This is a genomic window from Pantoea stewartii (genome assembly GCF_011044475.1).
In the GTDB taxonomy this organism is placed as follows: Bacteria; Pseudomonadota; Gammaproteobacteria; order Enterobacterales; family Enterobacteriaceae; genus Pantoea; species Pantoea stewartii.
Genome location: NZ_CP049115.1, coordinates 3311676 through 3332925 on the forward strand (window position 1 = coordinate 3311676; position 21250 = coordinate 3332925).

The 21250-nt window shown below is 53.5% G+C and carries 17 protein-coding genes; 5 read left to right on the forward strand and 12 right to left on the reverse strand.

Going from position 1 to position 21250, the window contains the following annotated elements; all coding sequences use genetic code 11:
- Positions 1–7: 7 nt before the first annotated feature.
- The 3 genes from rpsI (at position 8) to sspB (ending at position 1847) form a co-directional block, all read left to right on the forward strand.
- Positions 8–400, forward strand: a complete 393-nt coding sequence (rpsI, locus tag G5574_RS15670; RefSeq protein WP_006121723.1) for a 30S ribosomal protein S9 — start codon at positions 8–10, stop codon at positions 398–400.
- 316 nt (positions 401–716) lie between these two features.
- The gene (gene sspA, locus G5574_RS15675) at positions 717–1358 is read left to right on the forward strand and encodes a stringent starvation protein SspA (protein WP_033739161.1); all 642 of its coding nucleotides are present in this window, start codon (positions 717–719) and stop codon (positions 1356–1358) included.
- A 3-nt stretch (positions 1359–1361) separates the two neighbouring features.
- Complete coding sequence (gene sspB / locus G5574_RS15680; protein ID WP_006121725.1) at positions 1362–1847, forward strand: ClpXP protease specificity-enhancing factor; 486 nt, start codon at positions 1362–1364, stop codon at positions 1845–1847.
- 107 nt (positions 1848–1954) lie between these two features.
- On the opposite strand, the gene G5574_RS15685 is transcribed toward sspB, so the two are convergent.
- Positions 1955–3712, reverse strand: a complete 1758-nt coding sequence (locus tag G5574_RS15685) for a sulfite reductase subunit alpha (RefSeq protein WP_006121726.1) — start codon at positions 3710–3712, stop codon at positions 1955–1957.
- Between the two features lie 178 nt (positions 3713–3890).
- Positions 3891–9422, reverse strand: a complete 5532-nt coding sequence (locus tag G5574_RS15690) for a glutamate synthase-related protein (RefSeq protein WP_164482860.1) — start codon at positions 9420–9422, stop codon at positions 3891–3893.
- Positions 9423–10314: 892 nt separating this feature from the next.
- Here G5574_RS15690 and arcB point away from each other — a divergent pair.
- Entirely contained in the window at positions 10315–12651 is a 2337-nt protein-coding gene (gene arcB, locus G5574_RS15695) for an aerobic respiration two-component sensor histidine kinase ArcB (RefSeq protein WP_033739163.1), read from the forward strand.
- 873 nt (positions 12652–13524) lie between these two features.
- Positions 13525–14244 (forward strand): monofunctional biosynthetic peptidoglycan transglycosylase, encoded by a 720-nt coding sequence (gene mtgA / locus G5574_RS15700; protein ID WP_164482861.1) that lies wholly within the window; start codon positions 13525–13527, stop codon positions 14242–14244.
- A gap of 2 nt (positions 14245–14246) precedes the next feature.
- On the opposite strand, the gene npr is transcribed toward mtgA, so the two are convergent.
- From npr to kdsD, 10 genes are all read right to left on the reverse strand, one after another.
- Entirely contained in the window at positions 14247–14519 is a 273-nt protein-coding gene (npr, locus tag G5574_RS15705) for a PTS phosphocarrier protein NPr (protein ID WP_006121730.1), read from the reverse strand.
- Positions 14516–15370 carry an RNase adapter RapZ gene (gene rapZ / locus G5574_RS15710; RefSeq protein ID WP_006121731.1) on the reverse strand — a complete coding sequence of 285 codons (855 nt, stop codon included), beginning with the start codon at positions 15368–15370 and terminating at the stop codon, positions 14516–14518. The genes npr and rapZ overlap by 4 nt, the downstream gene beginning before the upstream one ends.
- Before the next feature lie 49 nt (positions 15371–15419).
- Positions 15420–15899 carry a PTS IIA-like nitrogen regulatory protein PtsN gene (gene ptsN, locus G5574_RS15715; RefSeq protein WP_033739256.1) on the reverse strand — a complete coding sequence of 160 codons (480 nt, stop codon included), beginning with the start codon at positions 15897–15899 and terminating at the stop codon, positions 15420–15422.
- Between the two features lie 152 nt (positions 15900–16051).
- Positions 16052–16339 carry a ribosome hibernation promoting factor gene (gene hpf / locus G5574_RS15720; protein WP_006121733.1) on the reverse strand — a complete coding sequence of 96 codons (288 nt, stop codon included), beginning with the start codon at positions 16337–16339 and terminating at the stop codon, positions 16052–16054.
- Between the two features lie 18 nt (positions 16340–16357).
- Positions 16358–17794 carry an RNA polymerase factor sigma-54 gene (gene rpoN, locus G5574_RS15725; RefSeq protein ID WP_039338897.1) on the reverse strand — a complete coding sequence of 479 codons (1437 nt, stop codon included), beginning with the start codon at positions 17792–17794 and terminating at the stop codon, positions 16358–16360.
- A 48-nt stretch (positions 17795–17842) separates the two neighbouring features.
- Complete coding sequence (gene lptB, locus G5574_RS15730) at positions 17843–18568, reverse strand: LPS export ABC transporter ATP-binding protein (protein WP_006121735.1); 726 nt, start codon at positions 18566–18568, stop codon at positions 17843–17845.
- A gap of 5 nt (positions 18569–18573) precedes the next feature.
- Positions 18574–19128, reverse strand: a complete 555-nt coding sequence (gene lptA / locus G5574_RS15735; RefSeq protein ID WP_033739170.1) for a lipopolysaccharide ABC transporter substrate-binding protein LptA — start codon at positions 19126–19128, stop codon at positions 18574–18576.
- A complete protein-coding gene (gene lptC / locus G5574_RS15740) occupies positions 19097–19678 on the reverse strand; it encodes an LPS export ABC transporter periplasmic protein LptC (RefSeq protein WP_006121737.1) in 582 nt (193 codons plus the stop codon). Before lptC ends, lptA begins: the two co-directional genes overlap by 32 nt.
- A complete protein-coding gene (gene kdsC / locus G5574_RS15745) occupies positions 19675–20241 on the reverse strand; it encodes a 3-deoxy-manno-octulosonate-8-phosphatase KdsC (protein ID WP_054634603.1) in 567 nt (188 codons plus the stop codon). Before kdsC ends, lptC begins: the two co-directional genes overlap by 4 nt.
- Before the next feature lie 13 nt (positions 20242–20254).
- Positions 20255–21241 carry an arabinose-5-phosphate isomerase KdsD gene (gene kdsD, locus G5574_RS15750; protein WP_006121739.1) on the reverse strand — a complete coding sequence of 329 codons (987 nt, stop codon included), beginning with the start codon at positions 21239–21241 and terminating at the stop codon, positions 20255–20257.
- Positions 21242–21250 lie beyond the last annotated feature (9 nt).

Sequence of the window (21250 nt, forward strand, 5' to 3'; positions counted from 1 at the left end):
AAAGGCAATGGCTGAAACTCAAAACTACGGCACTGGTCGCCGCAAAAGCTCATCCGCACGCGTCTTCATCAAGCCGGGTAGCGGTAACATCGTCATCAACCAACGCTCTCTGGAGCAGTATTTCGGTCGTGAGACTGCACGCATGGTCGTGCGTCAGCCTCTGGAACTGGTTGATATGGTTGGCAAACTGGACCTGTACATCACCGTTAAAGGTGGTGGTATCTCTGGTCAGGCAGGCGCGATCCGTCATGGTATCACCCGCGCTCTGATGGAGTATGATGAGTCACTGCGTGGCGAACTGCGTAAAGCAGGCTTCGTTACTCGCGATGCTCGTCAGGTTGAACGTAAGAAAGTCGGCCTGCGTAAAGCACGTCGTCGTCCTCAGTTCTCCAAACGTTAATTGTTGCTGCTTCGGCAGTCACAGTTGGCACAAAAAACCCGCTTCGGCGGGTTTTTTGCTTTTCATGCCAGGCGGCGCAGTCACAGAAAACAACAATGCTGTTCGCATTTTACCCGCAAAAATGCATTCCCCCGCCCACAAGCTGCCTAAAATCTGGTAAACTCCCTGCCACTTTGCGCCCGCAAGCTGGCGCGTTATGCGCCTGGCATCAGTCGGGAGTGGTTAGCGCGGATTGCGAGCGAGTTCTATGAGCAGGTGAGTCGCCGTGTGGTTGGCCATTCGCAGTAACTTTTTGTGAACAAACTGGGAGGTTTTTATGGCTGTCGCTGCCAACAAACGTTCGGTAATGACGCTGTTTTCTGGTCCTACTGACATTTTTAGCCATCAGGTGCGTATTGTGCTGGCCGAGAAAGGTGTCAGCGTAGAGATCGAGCAGGTCGAAATGGATAACCTGCCGCAGGATCTGATTGACCTCAATCCGTACCGTACTGTGCCGACGCTGGTGGATCGCGAACTGACACTGTATGAATCACGCATCATCATGGAATACCTTGATGAGCGTTTCCCACACCCGCCTTTGATGCCGGTTTATCCGGTTGCGCGTGGCGAAAGCCGTTTGATGATGCACCGTATCGAGCAAGACTGGTACAGCCTGATGAGAAAGGTCGAGAACAGCAGCGGTCAGGAAGCCGAAGCGGCGCGTAAGCAGCTGCGTGAAGAGTTACTGGCGATTGCCCCCCTGTTTGGACGTTCACCTTTCTTTATGAGCGACGAGTTCAGCCTGGTTGACTGCTACCTGGCACCGCTGCTGTGGCGCTTACCGTCAATGGGCATCGATCTGCTGGGATCGGGCTCAAAAGAGCTGAAAGGCTATATGAACCGCGTATTTGAACGTGACTCCTTCCTTGCTTCACTGACTGAAGCTGAACGTGAAATGCGCCTGCAAGCCCGGGGCTGATTTATGGAAATGTCGCAACTTACGGCCCGTCGCCCCTATTTGCTGCGGGCTTTTTATGACTGGCTCCTGGATAACCAGCTGACGCCGCATCTGGTGGTCGATATCAACCTGCCGGGCGTTCAGGTTCCGCTGGAATATGCCCGGGACGGTCAGATCGTCCTCAACATTGCGCCGCGCGCTGTAGGCAATCTTGAGCTGGGTAACGAGGAAGTCTCGTTTAATGCCCGCTTTGGTGGCGTGCCGCGCCAGGTCAACGTGCCGATGGCGGCCATTCTGGCCATCTATGCGCGTGAAAACGGTGCGGGGACCATGTTTGAGCCTGAACCGGCTTATGAAGGGGCATCCCAGGCATTCCCGGAAAATCAGGAAGAGACGGTCATGTCAGTGATTGATGGCGATCGCCCTGACGATGCCAGCGATGACGACAACTCACCTGATGACGATCCGCCACCGCGCGGCGGTCGTCCTGCACTGCGTGTGGTGAAATAACTCAGAATGCCTGTCAGCCGACAGGCATTTTTTTGATCGTCAGAATGATGAGCGAAAAAAAATCCGGGCGCACAGCGTACCCGGATTTTTGCTTTCTGCGGCTGAGATTAGTACACGTCGCGCAGGTAGCGTTTTTCTTTCTTCAACTGATCGATGTAGTCCGCCGCGCGCTCGCTGGACAGACCACCAAACTGGCGTACGATTTCATACAGTGCATTATCCACGTCTTTCGCCATGCGTGAGGCATCACCACAGACGTAGAAATACCCACCTTCCTGCAACCAGGCGTACAGTTCTGCGCCCTGTTCCAGCATACGGTTTTGCACGTAGACTTTTTTGTCCTGGTCGCGTGAGAACGCCAGATCGAGACGCGTCAGCAAACCGCTCTCATGCCAGGCCGTCAGTTCTTCACGGTAAATGAAGTCATGCTCCTGATGCTGATCGCCAAAGAACAGCCAGTTTTTGCCTTGCGCACCGGTCACCTGACGTTCCTGCAGGAACGCACGGAAAGGGGCGATGCCGGTACCCGGGCCGACCATGATCATGGGCGCATTGCCGTTGGCCGGGACCCGGAAAGATTTATTCGGCGAGATAAAGATCGCCGGCTTTTCGCCACGACGCACGCGCTCGGCCAGGTAGGTTGAACAGACTCCGCTACGGTTGCGGCCGCCACTGTGATAGCGCACAGCCGCAATCGTCAGGTGAACCTGGTTAGGATGCGCTTTGGAACTGGACGAAATGGAGTAGGCACGGTGCTGCAGCGGACGCAGCAGGGCGACGAACTCAGGCACGCTCAGGCTGCGGGTCAGCTCAAGTTGCAGCAGGTCCAGCGTATCTTTGCCCCACAGCCAGACACCCAGGGCATCTTTATCATCGTGCTGAAGTACGTGACGCAGTTCCTGGTTCGTGGTGTTCTGTCCAACCCACTCAATCAGCTTGCGTGAAGGCTCAGAAATTTCAAACTGGTAGGTCAGCAGATCGCCAAGACTTCTGTCGAAGCCGGGGACGGGCGTCTGATAATCGGCGTTCAGCTGTGTCAGCAGCAGGCTGACCAGCGACGGTTCGTTCACCGGGATCACACCCAGCGCATCGCCCGCTTCGTACTTCAGACCGCTGTCAGTCAGATCAAATTCGAAATGGCGAATGTCTTTCGCAGACTGCTCACTCGACAGGCGCTTGTTGGTGATGAGGGCTGCGGCATAGGGATTGGATTTGTTGCTGCCGGGGATGACCGGGGCTTCCGGTGCGCTCTCCAGAACCGTGCCGCTGCTGCCTGCGCTGCTGGCGAACTGTGGCATCGTGCTGTTCAGCCATGCATGCGAAGGCTCTTCATAATCAATATCGCAGTCAATACGATCAACAACACGTTTGGCACCCAGCTGTTCCAGGCGCATATCCAGGAATTTACCGGCCTGGCAGAAACCGTCATAGCCGGTGTCGCCGATAGCCAGAACGGCAAAGTGCATCTGCTCCAGACGCGGTGCGGTACTGGCGGAGATGGCGTCCCAGAATAACTGGGCATTGTCCGGCATTTCACCTTCACCGTAGGTCGAGGTGACGATCAGCACGTGGCGCATTGTGGCAAACACGTCGAGATCCACATCGCCCAGCGCCTGAACGACAGGCACCAGGCCTTTAGCACGGGCCGATTTGGCCGCAGACTGGGCCAGAGCTTCAGCGTTACCGGTCTGCGAACCATAAAGAATGTGCAGTTGGGTCGTTGCAGCGGCGGCGTTGCCCGCGGCAGGTTGCTGTTTGTCTTCTAACACCAGCAAACGGGAGTGCAGGCCAGCCAGAAAGCCCGCCAGCCAGTATTTCTGATCACCATTGAAAGGTGCATCTTCAGGAATGTATGGAATTTTCATGGATACCTTTACTCAATCCCGCTCTTAACCATCATGTTTCGCACCGCCGTGAGTATGGCGAAACCCGTCCTCTCAGCGGCCGTCTGCCACAGAGAGGCTCGGGATTGACCTCCGCCCGGTACCGCGAAACCCTCCGGGTAATCATGATTAAACACAGTTCAGTTTACAGACGCGGCTGTCAGGCCAGTTTCCCTACCGCCGCCGCAATTTCAGGTAATGCCGCACGTGCAAACAACTCTTCAAAATCAGGCAGACGACCAAGGATTTCACGGTTGCAGGCATCCTGATACATGATCCAGCCATAGGTGGCCAGGCTGTCCATGGAACGGATGTTGCGTTGCGTCAGTGCCGCTTTGTAATCGGACATGCGTTTTGAACCGATCAGGCTGGCTAATTCGCTGTCGCTGTAGTTCTCAATAGCTGCCCGCGCATGGCGCTGCAGTTTACTGACCAGCGAAAAGTCCTCTGTCATCAGTAAATTACGAACCGCTTTCTCGACCGCCGGATCCTCAACGTGGGTGCCTTTCGGTAACTTGCCGAGAGCCAGCTGCTGCGCGATGCTCAATACGGTGTAGTTATTGAGCAATACAAACATCTCGACCGTATCTGTCGCGCCATAAGCCGGTACGGCACCGTCTGCAATGGTTTTGCCCTCACGCCACGCGGCTTTGAATTTTGCGACCTGATGCGCTGCCAGCGCGGTTGAGAGTTCTTCCAGCAAATCCTTACGGGATTTCGCCTTCAGGATTTCACCGCCATCCTGATACAGCAGCAGAGAGCGCGGCATTACATACACGAAGTGCTGACATTCGGTTTCCCAGTGCTCCAGCAGCCAGGCCGCACGTGGTGAATGCGTGGCGTCCAGATGCCAGTTCAGCATGGTCAGCACGGCCTGCTTATGAATCTGTGCCAGCTCATCGGCATCGGCAATGGAACCAAACAGAACGGAATCGCCCGCTGCATGGTTAGCCAGGGAGCCGTAGGGATCGTACTGGTAAGCAAAGCCGCCGCTCATGCCGTTACCGAAGCCTTTACCAAAGGTGCCCAGGTTCAACACGGCACCGTTGGTCATGTATTCGCAACAGAAGTCACCGACGCCTTCCACTACCGCAGTGGCGCCAGAGTTACGCACTGCGAAGCGGTCACCGGCCTGGCCCTGCACGAACAGGCGGCCGCCCGTTGCGCCAAACAGAGCAAAGTTACCGATCAGGACGTTGCCATCGCTGTCCTGTGCGCCGCCGCCCGGTGATAACACCACCAGCTCGCCGCCGCACTGGCCTTTGCCCACCCCATCGTTGCAGGTGCCACGATGTTGCATCAGCATGCCGTCATTGCAGAAGGCACCGAAGGACTGACCGGCTGAGCCGGTGGTCGTAATATGCACCGTGGCCGGCGCCAGATAGCGACGACCGCGATCGTCCTGCAGCACAGAGGGCATCGCCTGCAGTTGCTCTGCTGTCAGGGTATGATTCAGCATGCGCTCGATATCGATCGCCAACTGACCGCCCACGCTTTTATTGCGGTTGTTCAGGACGACGTCGTGACCTAAATGCAGCGATGTCTTGCCCGCTGTCACCAGTTGCTGGTTGAGTTCTTCCACCCAGCCATCATCCAGCTCAAAATCTTTTTCCAGATAAACCGGCTTGTCGATTTTCAGCTCTGGCACCACGGTGAGCATGGCGCGCAGATCCAGCTTGCCGACTTCCAGCGGGTGATCCATCAAATGGAGCAGGTCAGCGCGCCCACGGGCCTCACGCAGCGAGCGCAGGCCCATACGCGCCAGGATTTCGCGGACTTCGTGTGCCACATTCAGGAAATACTGTGCGAGCTGACGCGGATCGCCATCAAAGGCTTCAGCATTCGTGGTTAACCCTGCGGGGCATTTGACGTTACAGTTCTTCGCCATCACGCATTTCAGCATCATCAGCGCAGTCGTACCGAATTCAAAGCTGTCACCGCCCAGCAGCGCGGATTTCACCACGTCGCTGCCTGTCTGCTGTGCACCTGAACAGCGCAGCAGGACTTTGTCGCGCAGGCCGTTCGCACACAGCGCCTGATGAACTTCGGCAATGCCGATTTCCGCGACGCGACCGGTATATTTCAGACTGGTCACCGAGGCGGCGCCCGTACCGCCCGTGTTACCGGCGACGTTAATAACGTCAGCACCGGCTTTCGCTACGCCCACGGCAATGGTGCCAATCCCTTCAGAGGACACCAGCTTCACAATGACGCGAACACGCGCCGCTTTGCAGTCGTGAATCAGCTGGGCCAAATCTTCGATAGAGTAGGTGTCGTGGTGCGGTGGTGGCGAGACCAGCTCAACGCCCGGTGTGCCGCCACGTGCCGCCGCGATTTCGACGGTGACTTTCGCCGCAGGCAACTGGCCACCTTCGCCAGGTTTTGCACCCTGACCAATTTTGATCTCCAGCTCTTCCAGCATCGGATCGGCCAGGTACGCCGCCCAGACGCCGAAACGACCTGACGCCAGCTGCTTGATACGGGACGCACGGATAGTGCCATGACGGGAATAGTGCTCGCCGCCTTCCCCGCAGTTGCTCATGCCGCCGACCATGTTGGTGCCATGTGCGACAGCTTCATGTGCCGGTGCCACCAGCGCGCCGTGACTCATCGCCCCGGAGGCGAAAGTACGAGTGATTTCACAGGCAGGCTGAATTTCGCTTAACGGCAGTGAGGGCAGCGCAGTAAAAATGCGCGACAGATAGTCGGCAGCTTTACCTACGGCGGTGATTTTCAGGCCGCCTGCGACCACGTCCGCCGATTCGATTTCGTCACTGAAGCGGGCTTTCAGAGCCCGTGACAGATTCAGCAGACGTTCGCTTTCCGGCTTCAGCCCAGCGATGGCATCGGTCAGCCGCAGCATAAAGGTGTTCGGGCTGCCTTCGATGGCCTCGCATTCCAGGCCGCGAGTAGCAAATCCGTTGTTGGTCAGCGAATAACGGCCCAGTTTACGGCGGAATTCCGCTTCGCTGTCGATATGCGTCAGATCGGCCGGGAAGGCCAGAATGTCACGCAGCGCAGCAGGGCGGCGTTTACGCTCTTCATACATCAGGCTGGAGAACTGACGGTAATCGGCTGTGATGGCAAAGTTATTCATCACGTCATCAGGAATGCGCTCAAAGCTGCTGTCCTTGAACGTGTCAGGCTTGATGCCAAACGCATTATCCAAACGGGCCAGCGTCATCAGACGAATGAAATTGTCCTCTTCGCGCGCTTTGTCCGCAAAGCGAATCGGCTCTTCCGTCATATCAATAAAGGTACGCACGGCAATGGTGCCGTAGGAGTGGCCTGCGCCCTCTGCGCGCTCTTTAAACAGCCCCAGTAATGGCACTTCTGATTCGCCCTGAATTTTCAGCGCGCTTTGATGCCAGTCCACTGCCATTTGCGCGATGGTGGCAAAGCCCGCGCCACCAACAGGCGTTTTGATATTCGGGAAATACTTCTTCAGTACCGGATCGTCAGTGTTAAGGAAGTTAGGTTCAAAGAACTCACCGCTACTGTAGCTTTCAACGGTACACAGGCCTACTTTACCCATGGTCTTCATCAGGGCCTTTTCGGCGGCTTTGGCATAGCGTTTAAAGGCTTTATTGCCTTCTTCACCTTCACCGAATTTCTCCTCGGCACGCATCTGTACGCCGAGCGGATAGACAGCAGAGGCACCAAAGCCCAGCGTCGCGGCAATATGATGCGACGAGATAATCTGCCCACTCTCCACCACCAGAGACACGTCAAGACGTAATCCTTCCTGGACCAGGCGCTGGTTCACCGCAGAAACCACCAACAGCATGGGCAGGGCGGCATGGGTGGACGAGATGTGGCGGTCGGTCAGGACGGCGATCCCGCCCTGGGAACGCGCGAAATCCACGACCTGCTGAGCCAGATCGTCAATCGCCTTCTCCAGCGCAGTGGCGTTGGCCGTACGGCTGAGCAGGTCTTTGCCGGTGACAGGTTCGTACAGCATGTCAAAACGGGCATAAGGTGCGACGTTCTGTTCGCGCAGCTGTAGCATGTCCAGGTGCGTCAGAATAGGCGTCGGCACAATAATCTGACGGCCTTTACTGCGTCCCAGGTGCGGTTTGGCTCCCAGTGCCACGCGCAGCGTCATACCGTCCGCTTCACGGATGGAGTCCAGCGGTGGGTTAGTGACCTGTGCAAAACGCTGCGAAAAGTAGTGCGCCATGCCGCCTTCGTGATCGGACAGACCATTGATCGCGTTGCCGTAACCCATAGCAGAGATTTTCTCGGCCCCGGTGTTCAGCATCGGGTCCATCATGAATTTGAAGCTTTCCTGGTTATAGTAGTAAGCCACAAAGCGCTGATAGGTTTTCAGATCGCCGCGATAGCGCAGAGGCGACCCTTGTTTCTCAGCAGGGATGACAGGCAACTCCTTGAGATCGACGCGAGATTTGCCGAGCAGTGCAGCGTAATCTTTTTCCGCAGCCAGCTTTTCCAGCGCTTCATGCGTGGTATAGCTGCGTTTTTCGCGATGATCAAAATAGAGCATGCCGCCGGCTTCGATACGACCACGGCGCAGTACGCTTTCCGGGGGAAAGGCAATCTGGCCGGCTTCCGACATGGCACCAATATACTCGGCGGTTTCTACCGAACGCAGTGGACGAAGACCCAGACGGTCAAGACGTGCGCCAATCACTTCCCCATTACCAAAGATCAACGCCGCAGGGCCGTCGTTCTTCTCTTCATAGAGTGAGAAATATTCCAGCATGTCACGCACCGCCGGAGAGAGCGCGGTGTCATTTTCCCATGCAGGTGGCATCATCGACACCACGGCGGTAATTAAGTCGAGATCGTCTTCCATCAGGCGGCTGTGAATGCTCTGGTCAAGACGGGAACTGTCTGACTGACCTTTCGGGCGAACGATAGTTTTTCCACGCGCAGAGGCCAGCGCGGATTCAGCAATCCGGTTTTTACGATCGGTATTCAGCTCACCGTTATGGGCCATTAACCGGAAAGGTTGCGCCATAGTGGTGTGCGGATCGGTATTGGTTGAGAAGCGGGTATGGAAAAACAGCCCACGGACCTGATGATCGGGATCGGTCAGATCTTTGAAATAAGGAATGACCTCATTGGAATTCAGACGGGCTTTGAATACCTGGGTACGGGACGAAAGCGACAGCGGATACAAACCGCCAAACTCACTTTTCGTAAAGGCCTCTGCCTCAATCGCCAGCAGGGCGCGATAAATCCGTTTTTCAAAATCGTTCTGGTGGCTGACATCCTGAGGCGCAGCAAAAATCCATTGCACGATGGGCAACTGAAACTGGACAGCGGCTGGACGCGTCACGCTGTTATCCAGCGGCATTTCGCGTTTCATGATCACCGGCAGATTAAAATGACGCAGCGTCTCTTCTACCAGGCGCTCCGCATTGGCACGCAGTTCAGCATCTTTAGGAACAAAGAAGTTACCCACGCCAAAGCGACCGGCTTCCAGCGCCTGACCGGTAATTTTACGGAAAAAGTGCAGTGAAAGATCGACGTTGACACCCGCGCCATCACCCACGCCTTCAGCGGACATGCCACCACGGTGCGGAACCGTGCAGAGTGCACTGTGCGCCATACGCAGAATGTCGTGGGTCTGCTCGCCGTCCTTACGGGTAATGAAACCTACACCACAGCTGTCACTTCCTGCTGCTGGGTTATATAAGCCATAGGATTCAGGTTTTTTAGTGGACATTGAGGGTCTCCTTAAACTGCTTTTGACATTACCTGCATTGTTTCAGGCACTGAGCCTGGTTAAACACTCTTCCCAGCGCGCATTCTTTTATTCCCGCGCCTGACAGCCTGCGCGATTTCGTTTTACGCACTTTTCATCGGCAGGAGGATAAGTCCGTGGATGTGTAGCGCGTGGTGTTTCCGTTCTCGAAAGGAGATGACTCAAACCATGCGGGCGTCATGTTGCATAGATATGCCGTGACGCTTGCCCATCATGAAAGCTTTCAGCGGAATTCCAACTTATCGGGAAAGCGAATCAAGGTCAAATAGCGAGCCTGACACAGTTTAATCACGTCTTTATGTCGATAACCAAATGAATTTATTATGCTTTAGTGTCTAAATTGTGTCAGTTTTTCATTAAGCGACTGAGAGGGAAATGTGAACTCTATCACTGTGCCAGTGGCGTGAAATCGCTGAAGTATGCTGGCGACAGGGTACTAAACAGCATCAAATGCTGCTACAGGCAGTGGAAGCGCAGGATGTATCTGTTTTTCTTATAGCAGCAAATTTGAATCAATAAGGGGCATGTGATTAGTAAAATTAATCAGGTCGCGTTGCTTAAAACTTCGAATAATGTGAATGACTATGCATGAAAAAAAGGGCGTCGTGACAATAAAGCCTTGTCAGACGGAAAAGAAGAGGTTGGATACGCGCGCCTGTTTAGCAGACTGCCCTACAGATTCATTGAGTTAGCACAATTAGTCAAGGGTTTTAGCAATAATGGGGCAAACGTCGGCGAAGCAACGGCGTTTTGCACCATATAAGTGCATGACGGTCGCGATCTCGCCGGATGCACTAAGACGACGGTGACGTAAATACGCTATCATGTGGCTGTTCTCACCCAGGGAGTGTTTATGAAACAGATTCGCCTGCTGGCGCAATATTATGTTGATTTAATGGTCAAGCTTGGCCTGATCCGTTTTTCGCTGCTGCTGGCGTCTGCACTGGTCGTGCTGGCCATGATTGTGCAGATGGCGGTGACCATGGTACTGCGTGGCCATGTCGAAAGTATTGATATGGTGCGATCGGTCTTTTTCGGTCTGTTGATCACGCCATGGGCGGTTTATTTTCTTTCCGTGGTGGTCGATCAGCTGGAAGAGTCACGCCAGCGTCTTGCCAGGCTGGTGGATAAGCTGGAAGAAATGCGTACGCGCGATCTTGAGCTGAATCAGCAGATGAAAGAGACCATTTCCCGACTCAATCAGGAAATTGCCGATCGTAAAAAAGCGGAGCAGGCACGTGAGCAGGTCATGGCTAAGCTACGCGAAGAGGTGGCGCGGCGCGAGCAGGCGCAAATAGAGCTGGAACAACAGTCGTCTTTCCTGCGCTCTTTTCTGGATGCATCACCAGATCTGGTCTTTTATCGCAATATCGACAAGCAGTTCTCAGGCTGTAACCGCGCCATGGAGCTGCTGACCGGTAAAAGTGAAAAACAGCTTATCGGGCTCACGCCACATGATATTTATGACAATGACACGGCGACTAAAGTGTTGGAAACCGATGAAAAAGTCTTTCGTCATAACGTCTCGCTCACCTATGAGCAGTGGCTGCAGTATCCCGATGGGCGGAAAGCCTGTTTTGAAATTCGTAAAGTGCCTTATTATGACCGGGTCGGTAAGCGCAGCGGCCTGATGGGCTTTGGCCGCGATATAACCGAACGTAAACGCTATCAGGACGCGCTGGAGAACGCGAGCCGGGAAAAGACCACCTTTATCTCTACGATCAGCCACGAGCTTCGTACGCCGCTTAACGGCATTGTCGGTCTGAGCCGCATTTTGCTGGATACCGATCTGAATCAGGAGCAGCTCAAGTACCTGAAAACCATCCATGTCTCTGCCATCACCCTGGGCAATATCTTTAACGACGTCATCGAAGTGGACAAAATCGAGCGACGCAAGGTACAGCTGGACAACCAGCCGCTGGATTTCACCAGTTTCCTGGCCGATCTGGAGAATCTCTCTGGCTTGCTGGCGCAGCCAAAAGGCCTGAAGTTTGTCATGGCCCCGCAGTTACCGCTGCCTCATAAAATCTCAACGGATGGTACACGACTACGGCAGATCCTGTGGAACCTGATCGGCAATGCCGTGAAGTTTACTCAGCAGGGTGAAATCATCGTGCGTATCGCCTATGAACAGGATGAAACGCTGCGCTTTGAGGTACAGGATTCCGGGCAGGGCATTCGCGAGGAAGAGCAGGACAAAATTTTTGCCATGTATTATCAGGTTACCGATCAGCATGGCGGCAAACCGGCAACCGGAACCGGTATCGGCCTGGCGGTCTCCCGCCGTCTGGCGCAGGCGATGGGCGGGGATATCAGCGTCAGTAGTGCACCGGGCCAGGGCTCCTGTTTTACCGTGGTGATTAAAGCGCCGCGTATTGCCGAGGAAGTAGAAGATGAAGGCGTTGACGATACGCTGCCGCTTCCGGCCCTGCACGTGCTGTTGGTGGAAGACATTGAGCTGAACGTCATTGTGGCACGCTCGGTTCTGGAAAAACTGGGATGCAGCGTTGACGTTGCCATGACGGGGCAAGCAGCGCTTGAGATGTTTGACCCGCTGGAGTTCGATTTGGTGCTACTGGATATTCAGTTACCGGATATGACCGGCATGGACGTGTCGCGTGCCATTCGTCAACGGTATCCTGATGCGCATTTGCCGCCGCTGGTTGCCTTAACCGCCAACGTATTGAAAGATAAAAAAGAGTATTTTGATGCGGGCATGGACGATGTGCTCAGTAAACCGCTTGCCGTACCTGCGCTAACGGCCATCATCAAAAAGTTTTGGGATGACCAACCCGGAAACGATGATCAGGCCGTTATGACGCCGGGCAGTCGTCAGTCCGATACCTTGCTGGACATTCCAATGCTTGAACAGTATCTGGAGCTGGTGGGACCCGGTCTGATTACGCAAAGCCTGACCATCTTCGAACAGATGATGCCGGGCTACCTCGAGGTACTGGACTCCAACCTGATGGCACGCGACGAAAAAGGCATTGCTGAAGAGGGCCACAAAATTAAGGGAGCGGCGGGTTCTGTCGGTCTGCAGCATCTGCAACAGATCGCGAAACAAATTCAAAGCCCAGAATTACCGGCCTGGTGGGATAACGTGGGCGAATGGGTGGAAGAGCTGAAGCGTGAATGGCGGCACGATGTGCAGATATTGCGCGAGTGGGTGGCTGAGAAACAGCGGTGATCCAAAAAAAATGACCCCAGCCGAGGCCGGGGTGCGCTAATACTGCGCCAACACCAGGGAAAAAGTCGCTGCTGCTATGCTTAGTGTTTTTCAAGGCAACAACGGGTATTGGTTAACACATGCAACACCTTATCAAATTCGAATTAGCTTGTGACAAGATTCATTAAAATTTGTGATGTTGAACAGCGTTTAAATACAGGAAACATTAATTTGCCAACATAGTCAAGAAAGGAATCAATTTTACCGTTACATTGGTTGTTTTTTGAACAAAAGTTCTGTTTTTTGTACGGGTTTAACCCAAATTTGTTAACAAAGCCTGTGTTAAGCCTCTTAACACAAATGATTCGTCACTGATGCGAACTAAATTGGCTATAAGCTTATGATAATAAAGAATAATGAAAGGATCGGGTCAGGAAGGTCCAAAACGTTTCGGAAAACGTCATCCGCCCTGGCGCTTAAAAGGTTTTACCAATAGAAAAGTTTGTAATGTTTGGGGAAATATATTAATAAAAAAAAATGTATTGCGGTGAAGAAATGCCATAAGTACGTTAATGCCTGCCGCATTGCTGCAACTTGTGTTCAGGCGCGCCCGAAATAAAATATAAGTTTTATGAAACATTGATGGCTGCAATTATCACGAATTAGTCTCATCGCCCTGCAAGGAATGGTATGAGACTTCGTAAATGGAACCGATTCCTTTTTAAGGGAACTTATTGAACTCATTCATACTATTGTTGCATCGCAGATGCATTTTCTTTGCCATATCATAAAGGTGACAGGCCCGGACGGCGAATTTTTCAGGAACGCTTTTTATCATCAGGGGTGATTACACCTGAAATTAATTAAAAAACGACATAATGATGAGACGATTGTATGAGTAAGCATAAAGGGAAGCTTTGGCAGAGTGTAAAGCGCATTGTGCTGCGCATTCTGCTGATTTGGGCAGGGCTGTGGCTGGCAGGTATTTTACTTTTTTCCTTTCTCCCGGTGCCTTTCTCTGCCGTGATGGCTGAACGCCAAATCGGTGCCTGGTTGCGTGGCGATTTCAGCTATGTCTCACATTCGGATTGGGTGGGGACACAGGCGATGTCGCCCTGGATAAGGCTGGCCGTTATCGCGTCGGAAGATCAAAACTTTCCTCACCACTGGGGCTTTGATGTGGCAGCCATTCAGTCTGTACTGGACAGCGATGATAACCGGATGCGCGGTGCGTCAACGCTGTCACAGCAAACGGCTAAAAATCTGTTTTTGTGGGATGGACGTAGCTGGATGCGTAAAGGACTGGAAGCGGGTCTGACGGTCGGCCTGGAAACCGTTTGGACTAAACGCCGGATCTTAACGGTTTACCTGAATATCGCGGAGTTTGGTAAAGGGACCTTTGGTGTTGAGGCGGCGTCCCGGCGTTTTTTCAACAAGCCTGCCAGTCGCTTAACCATGTCAGAAGCGGCGTTACTGGCGGCCGTTTTACCTAACCCGCTGCGCTTTCGTGCCGACGCGCCGTCAGGCTATGTGCGTCAGCGCCAGCAATGGATACTCCGACAGATGCGCCAACTGGGAGGAGAGGGCTTCCTGCAGCGCAATCATCTGGACTGACGTTACTCTTCGTCGAAACCGGCTTCGAAGAGTTCAATGACGGCGGCCAGCGCGTCAGTTTCCTGGGGGCCGCTGGCTTCGATCTCAATATGGCCGCCCTTGGCGGAATCCAGCATCAGCAACGCGATAACGCTGCTGGCTTCGGCTTCTGTGCCGGCCTCGTTGCGTAACAGCACTTCGGCATCGAAACTTTGCACCAGTTCAAACAGCTTCATGGCGGGGCGTGCATGCATGCCCAGCTTGTTTCTGATTTCCACGGTTTGCTTGACGGTCATGATTTACGTTTTTCCAGTGTGCGATGACGGGACTGTACATTTTTACCCCGTGAGCGGAAATAATCAGCGAGCTGTTCTGCAATATACACCGAGCGGTGTTTGCCACCGGTGCAACCAATCGCCACGGTGAGATAGCTGCGGTTGTTCGTTTCCAGCATGGGCAGCCAGAGTTCCAGATAACTGCGTGTCTGATAAATGAAGTTATGGACTTCGGTATGACGATCCAGAAAAGCCGCGACGGGACGATCCAGCCCCGTCATCGGGCGCAGTTTGGGATCCCAGTGTGGATTGGGCAGGAAACGCACGTCAAAGACGTAGTCCGCATCAATGGGAATACCATGTTTGAAGCCAAACGACTCAAACACCATAGTCAGCTCCCGCTCGCGTTTACCCAGTAAGCGGGTACGCAACATCTCAGCCAGTTCATGCACCGACATCTCTGACGTATCAATGATCAAATCGGCACGCGAGCGCAGCGGCTCAAGCAGGTCACTCTCTTCATCAATCGCGCTTTCCAGCGACAGATTTTTGCTGGACAGGGGATGGAGGCGACGCGTATCACTGTAACGGCGGATCAGCGTATTGCGGTCGGCATCAAGAAACAGCAACTGGGGCGAGAATCCGGAAGGCAGATTATTGAGCGCGGTTTCAAAAATTTCAGGCGACTCAGGCATGTTACGCACATCGATACTCACCGCCGCTGAGATATTGCGCTCAACCAGTGATTCTGCCAGCTGAGGCAACAACACGACCGGCAGGTTATCCACGCAGTAAAAACCCATGTCTTCCAGCGCGCGCAGCGCCACTGATTTTCCTGAGCCTGACCGACCGCTGACGATCATCAGCACCATGACCTTCTCTCCCGTTTTAAAGCCGGCTCACGCCGGTAAATCACGCGCTTTATTGCTCTGTTTGTTCTTCGGTAATGATGGCATACAGCTCTTCATCGCTCTGCGCAGCACGCAGACGGCGGCAAACCGTTTTATCCGCCAGCCGTTTGGCGACTAACGACAGTGTATGTAAGTGAGTTTTACACTGGTCCGCGGGCACGAGGAGCGCAAAAAGGAGATCGACAGGCTGATTATCCACGGCATCAAATGCGATGGGTTGCTCAAGGCTGATAAAGACACCGACGGCACGTAACGTATCCTCCTCCAGCTTGCCATGCGGGATGGCAATACCGTTGCCAATACCGGTACTTCCCATGCGCTCGCGGGTCAGTATCGCTTCAAACAGCGTTTGATGCGGCAGGTTGAGCTGCTTAGCGGCCAGTTCACTGATAATTTCCAGCGCCCGTTTTTTGCTTTGGCAGTGTACGCTGCTGCGGGTGCAGTCTGGCGAAAGCACTGTGCTCAGTTCCAGTGTTAAATCATTGTTCATTTTCGTTTCACTTGCGAGTTCACTTAGCCAGTAAACCGGTACGCGGTAATCACGTAGCGGAATCATGGCGCTGGCACAGATGACAAAACGGGGCGGTTAATCCGCCCCATCCTTTCAGCTCTGCGCGCCCGGCGCGCCTGCCAGCGTGAAGGTTAGTGTTTTTTTAACTTGTCTTTATATTTGGTCAGTTGACGGGCCAGCTTGTCAATCAGCCCGTCAATTGCCGCATACATATCTTCCGCTTCCGATGTGGCGTGCAGCTCGCCCCCGTTCACGTGCAATGTGGCATCAGCAACCTGTGTCACCTTCTCAACGTTCAGGACAACATATACCTGATTGATATGATCAAAGTAGTGTTCCAGTTTGGCAAATTTCGCCGTGACGAATTCACGCAGTGGCTCGGTGATTTCAACATTTTGCCCGGTAAGGTTCAGCTGCATAGGTCTTCCTTCTCTCTGTTAAACCAACTGCTTACGTTGGTTTGAAGGCGGTATGGACAAAGACTCTCGATATTTTGCAACGGTACGACGTGCCACTATGATCCCTTGATCAGATAACATGGAGGTCAGTTTACTGTCACTCAAGGGCTTAGCGGGATTTTCCGCCGAGATTAATTTTTTTACCAGTGCCCGTATCGCAGTAGATGAGGCTTCGCCTCCTCCTTCAGTATTAACATGACTGGAGAAAAAATACTTCAGTTCAAAAATGCCACGCGGGCTGTGAAGATATTTTTGCGTGGTGACGCGGGAAATCGTGGATTCATGCATATCCACCGCCTGGGCAATATCGGCCAGCACCATCGGACGCATAAACTCTTCGCCCTGCTCAAAAAAGGCCTGTTGCTGTTCAACAATGCAGCGTGAGACTTTTAACAGCGTCTCATTGCGACTTTCCAGACTTTTGATCAGCCAGCGCGCCTCCTGCAAATTACTGCGGATAAACTGACTGTCACTGTCATTACGCGCAGCACCGCCCATGGCGGCATAGTGCTGGTTGATTTTAAGCCGCGGCAGACTGTCGGTATTGAGTTCTACCGTCCAGCGCGTCGCAATTTTACGGACCAGCACATCAGGAATAACGTATTCAGGTTCGCCAGTATTGATCGACTGGCCCGGACGTGGATCGAGCGACTGAATCAGCAGCATTGCCTCTTTCAGTACGTCTTCCTTTAAACGCGTGACGCGCATCAGGCTGCGGAAATCATGGTTGGCCAGCAGATCCAGATGATGGCTGACGATCAGGCGGGCTTCAGAGAGCGTTGGCGTTTCAGGCGCATACTGCGACAACTGTACCAGCAGGCAATCACGCAAATCACGTGCACCTACGCCGATCGGATCAAAATGTTGAATGCGCTTTAAAACGGCCTCAACTTCGTCCATTTCCAGCTCATCGTCGCCGATACTGTCGAGAATGTCTTCAAGCGAAACGGTAAGGTAACCCGTATCGTCAATGGCATCGACGATAGACGTTGCGATCGCCCGATCGGTATCGCTAAACGGCGTCAGCTCAACCTGCCACATCAGATAATCTTGCAGCGACTGGGTGGTTTCGCCCTGGTAGATGGGCAGTTCGTCATCCTGATAGTCCGTACCGGTTCCTGATGGCGTTCCCGCGGTATAGATTTCATCCCAGGTCGCGTCGAGCGGCAGCTCTTCGGGCATATCCTTTTGTTCCAGCGCTTCACGCGTATCAAGTCCCGCTTCGCCTTCCTGATACTCTTTTGCGTCTATTTCTTCATGCTGTTCAGTCTGTTCAAGCAGGGGATTACTTTCCAGGGCCAGCTGTAGCTCTTGCTGAAGTTCAAGCGTAGAAAGCTGCAACAGACGTATCGCCTGTTGCAGTTGTGGGGTCATCGCCAGTTGCTGGCTGAGCCGGAGTTGTAAACCTTGCTTCATAGACAGGATGAATATTCCCGGGTAACCATCAGTATTAACGACACCTTATCAGAGTCTGAACTCTTCACCCAAATAAACACGTTTAACCTGCTCATCTGCAAGGACTTCATTCGGCGTACCGTGAGCAATCAGGTTGCCCTGGCTGACAATATAGGCCCGTTCACAGACCGCCAGCGTTTCACGCACGTTGTGGTCAGTGATTAACACGCCAAGCCCACTGTCGCGCAGATGTTCAATAATCTTTTTGATATCAATAACGGAAATCGGGTCAACACCGGCAAAAGGCTCATCCAGCAGAATGAATTTGGGATTTGCGGCCAGCGCACGGGCAATTTCCACACGGCGACGTTCACCGCCCGACAGTGACTGTCCCATATTGTCGCGCAGATGTGCAATATGGAACTCATCCATGAGCTCATTCGCCCGATCCTGTCGCTGTTCTTCGGTTAAATCATCACGAATTTGCAGCACGGCCATCAGGTTGTCGTAAACGCTCAGACGCCGGAAGATTGACGCTTCCTGGGGCAGGTAGCCGATACCGCGACGCGCACGCGCGTGGAGCGGCAGAATACTGATGTCTTCATCGTCGATGACAATGCGGCCCGCATCGCGCGGAACAATCCCGACCACCATATAGAAGGTGGTGGTTTTACCGGCACCGTTTGGGCCGAGCAGGCCGACGATTTCACCGGATTTTACCTGCAGACTGACGTCTTCAACCACGCGACGGCCTTTGTACGCCTTCGCCAGGTTCTCTGCGATTAATGTGGCCATAGTGATCAGTTACTCTTTTTTTCGCTATTGGTTGACGCGGGCTTGTCCTGCAACTGCGACGGCACCAGAACTGTGGTCACGCGCTTGCTCTGGCCCTGGCTGTAAGCCTGCATTTTTTGCTCTTTGACCAGGTAAGTAATGCGGTCGCCTTTAATATTGCTGTCCAACTGCTCAATGTACGCATTGCCCGTCAGCTCAACAAAGTCATTAGCAAGCTCGTAATGCAGTTTGGACGCGTGTCCCTGTACCGGTTTACCGTTGTCCTGCATCTGATAGAAGGTCGCCGGATTGCCGTAGGCATCAACGATAGTTTTTTTGCTGTCGCCGCCCGGACGGGTCACCACGACTTTATCTGCCGTAATCTTGATCGACCCCTGAGTTACGACCACATTACCGGTAAAGGTCGCGACGTTGCCTTGCAGGTCCAGCGACTGATTTTCAGAGTCGATATTAACGGGTTTGTCCGAGTCACCGGTCAGCGCCAGCGCCGGCAGGCTGGCTGCAAGCAGCAGGCTGGCCAGTAAAAACTTAATGCTGTTTTTGTTCATTTTGAATTTCATAAGAGGTTTTGACCTTTTCGAGTAACTCGGCTTGCTTTGTCCGTAAATTTCCACGCATTTTCATGCCGGTAGAGTTAAAACTGCGGCCATATAACGTCACCTGATCGTCCGAGGCGACGTCCTGAGTGACAAGATTGACCTGAGCGTTATCCGTTTTGATGCGCTCCAGTTCAGAATCTGGCGCCAGCGCATTCAGCTCAACATGACCATATAAATACAGCATACGATCTTTAGTGAGCTTTGCTTTATCTGAACGTACCGTCCAGGTCGGCATTTTATTCTCGTCGTAGGTTGTCATGACCGGATTATCAAACCAGCTGGTTCCCGTATTTTCGAAATACGTAACTTTGTCCGAGATCAGCTTATAAGCCAGGCCACCCTGAGGGTTGTAAACTACGGTATGCGAATTGGCACTGGTGTAGGTTGGCGTTTGATCATTATTCATTACCGGTGCGCCATCGTCGCTGTCCCGGTTAGTGAAATTCCAGCCAATGAGCACCAGCGCAATCAAGGCCAGCCCCAACGTTATCCAACGCCTGCTTTTACTCATACTGATTGCCCTTTGGCATCCTCAAATTTATTTTGCGCCATCAAAATGAGATCGCACAGTTCACGCACTGCGCCGCGCCCACCGGCAATACGTGTGACGTAACGCGCTCGCGCTAACAGCAGCGGGTGCGCATCGGCCACCGCTACGCTGAGCCCTACTTTTGCCATAACTGGCCAGTCGATCAGATCGTCACCAATATAAGCCACCTGCTCGTCAGAGAGCGACAGTGTATCCAGAAGTTCGCGATAGGCCAAAAGCTTATCTGATTGCCCCTGATAAAGATGGCGAATCCCCAGCGTTTTGCAGCGGTCTTCCAGTAACCGGGCCGTGCGGCCGGTAATAATAGCCACTTCAATGTCCGAGGTCAGCAGGCAACGAATGCCGTAACCATCGCGCACATTAAAGGTTTTCAGTTCTTCTCCACTGTTACCCATGTAGATCAGGCCATCAGACATCACGCCGTCCACATCGCAAATCAGCAGGCGAATGTGCCCGGCACGGGCCATAATGTCGGCACTGACCGGGCCGTAACATGTTTCTATAGTGGCAATCTCAGACTGCATTGTGTCTTCCTGTTTACACTACGCCTGCGCGCAGCATGTCATGCATATGTACCACACCCAGCAGATGGTCGTCATCGGCTACCAGCAGGGAGGTAATGTTTTTGGTTTGCATTAAATTCAGCGCATCGACGGCCAGCACGTTCGGACGTACGCGGATGCCGCCACGCGTCATGACTTCTGCAATGGTCGCTTTTTGAAAATCGATGCCCATGTCAAAGATGCGGCGCAGGTCACCATCGGTAAAAACGCCTTCAATCTTCATCAAATCGTCAACAATCACGGTCAGGCCCAGATTTTTACGGGTTATCTCCAGCAACGCATCCCGCAATGATGCATCCCGCGTGACGTGCGGTAACTCATCACCGCTGTGCATGATATCGCTCACGTGCAGCAGCAGTTTACGGCCCAGCGCACCGCCCGGATGCGACAGCGCGAAATCTTCAGGCGTGAAGCCGCGAGCCTCCAGCAGGGAGACCGCCAGTGCATCGCCCATCACCAAAGCTGCGGTGGTACTGGTTGTAGGTGCCAGGCCCATCGGACAGGCTTCCTGCGGCACCTTGACGCAAAGATGAATATCGGCGGCCCGAGCCATGGCGCTTTCAGGTCGACTGGTCAGACAGATCAGTTTAATCTGCTGGCGTTTCACCACCGGAATCAGCGCCAGAATCTCGCTGGATTCGCCGCTATTGGAAATGGCAAGCACCACGTCGTCTTTACCCACCATTCCCAGGTCGCCGTGGCTGGCTTCCGCTGGATGCACAAAGAAAGCCGGCGTGCCGGTGCTGGCAAAGGTCGCCGCCATTTTTTTACCAATATGACCTGACTTGCCCATGCCCATAACCACCACTTTGCCCTTACAGGCATAAATCATGGCGCAGGCGTCGGAAAAGGCCTCGTTGATATACTGGTCAAGCTGCTCAAGGCCTTCGCGCTCAATGCGCAGAACCGTTTTACCGGCTCGCTGAAAATCAAACTCTACCGTTGGTTGCTGATGTGACATGGCAAATCT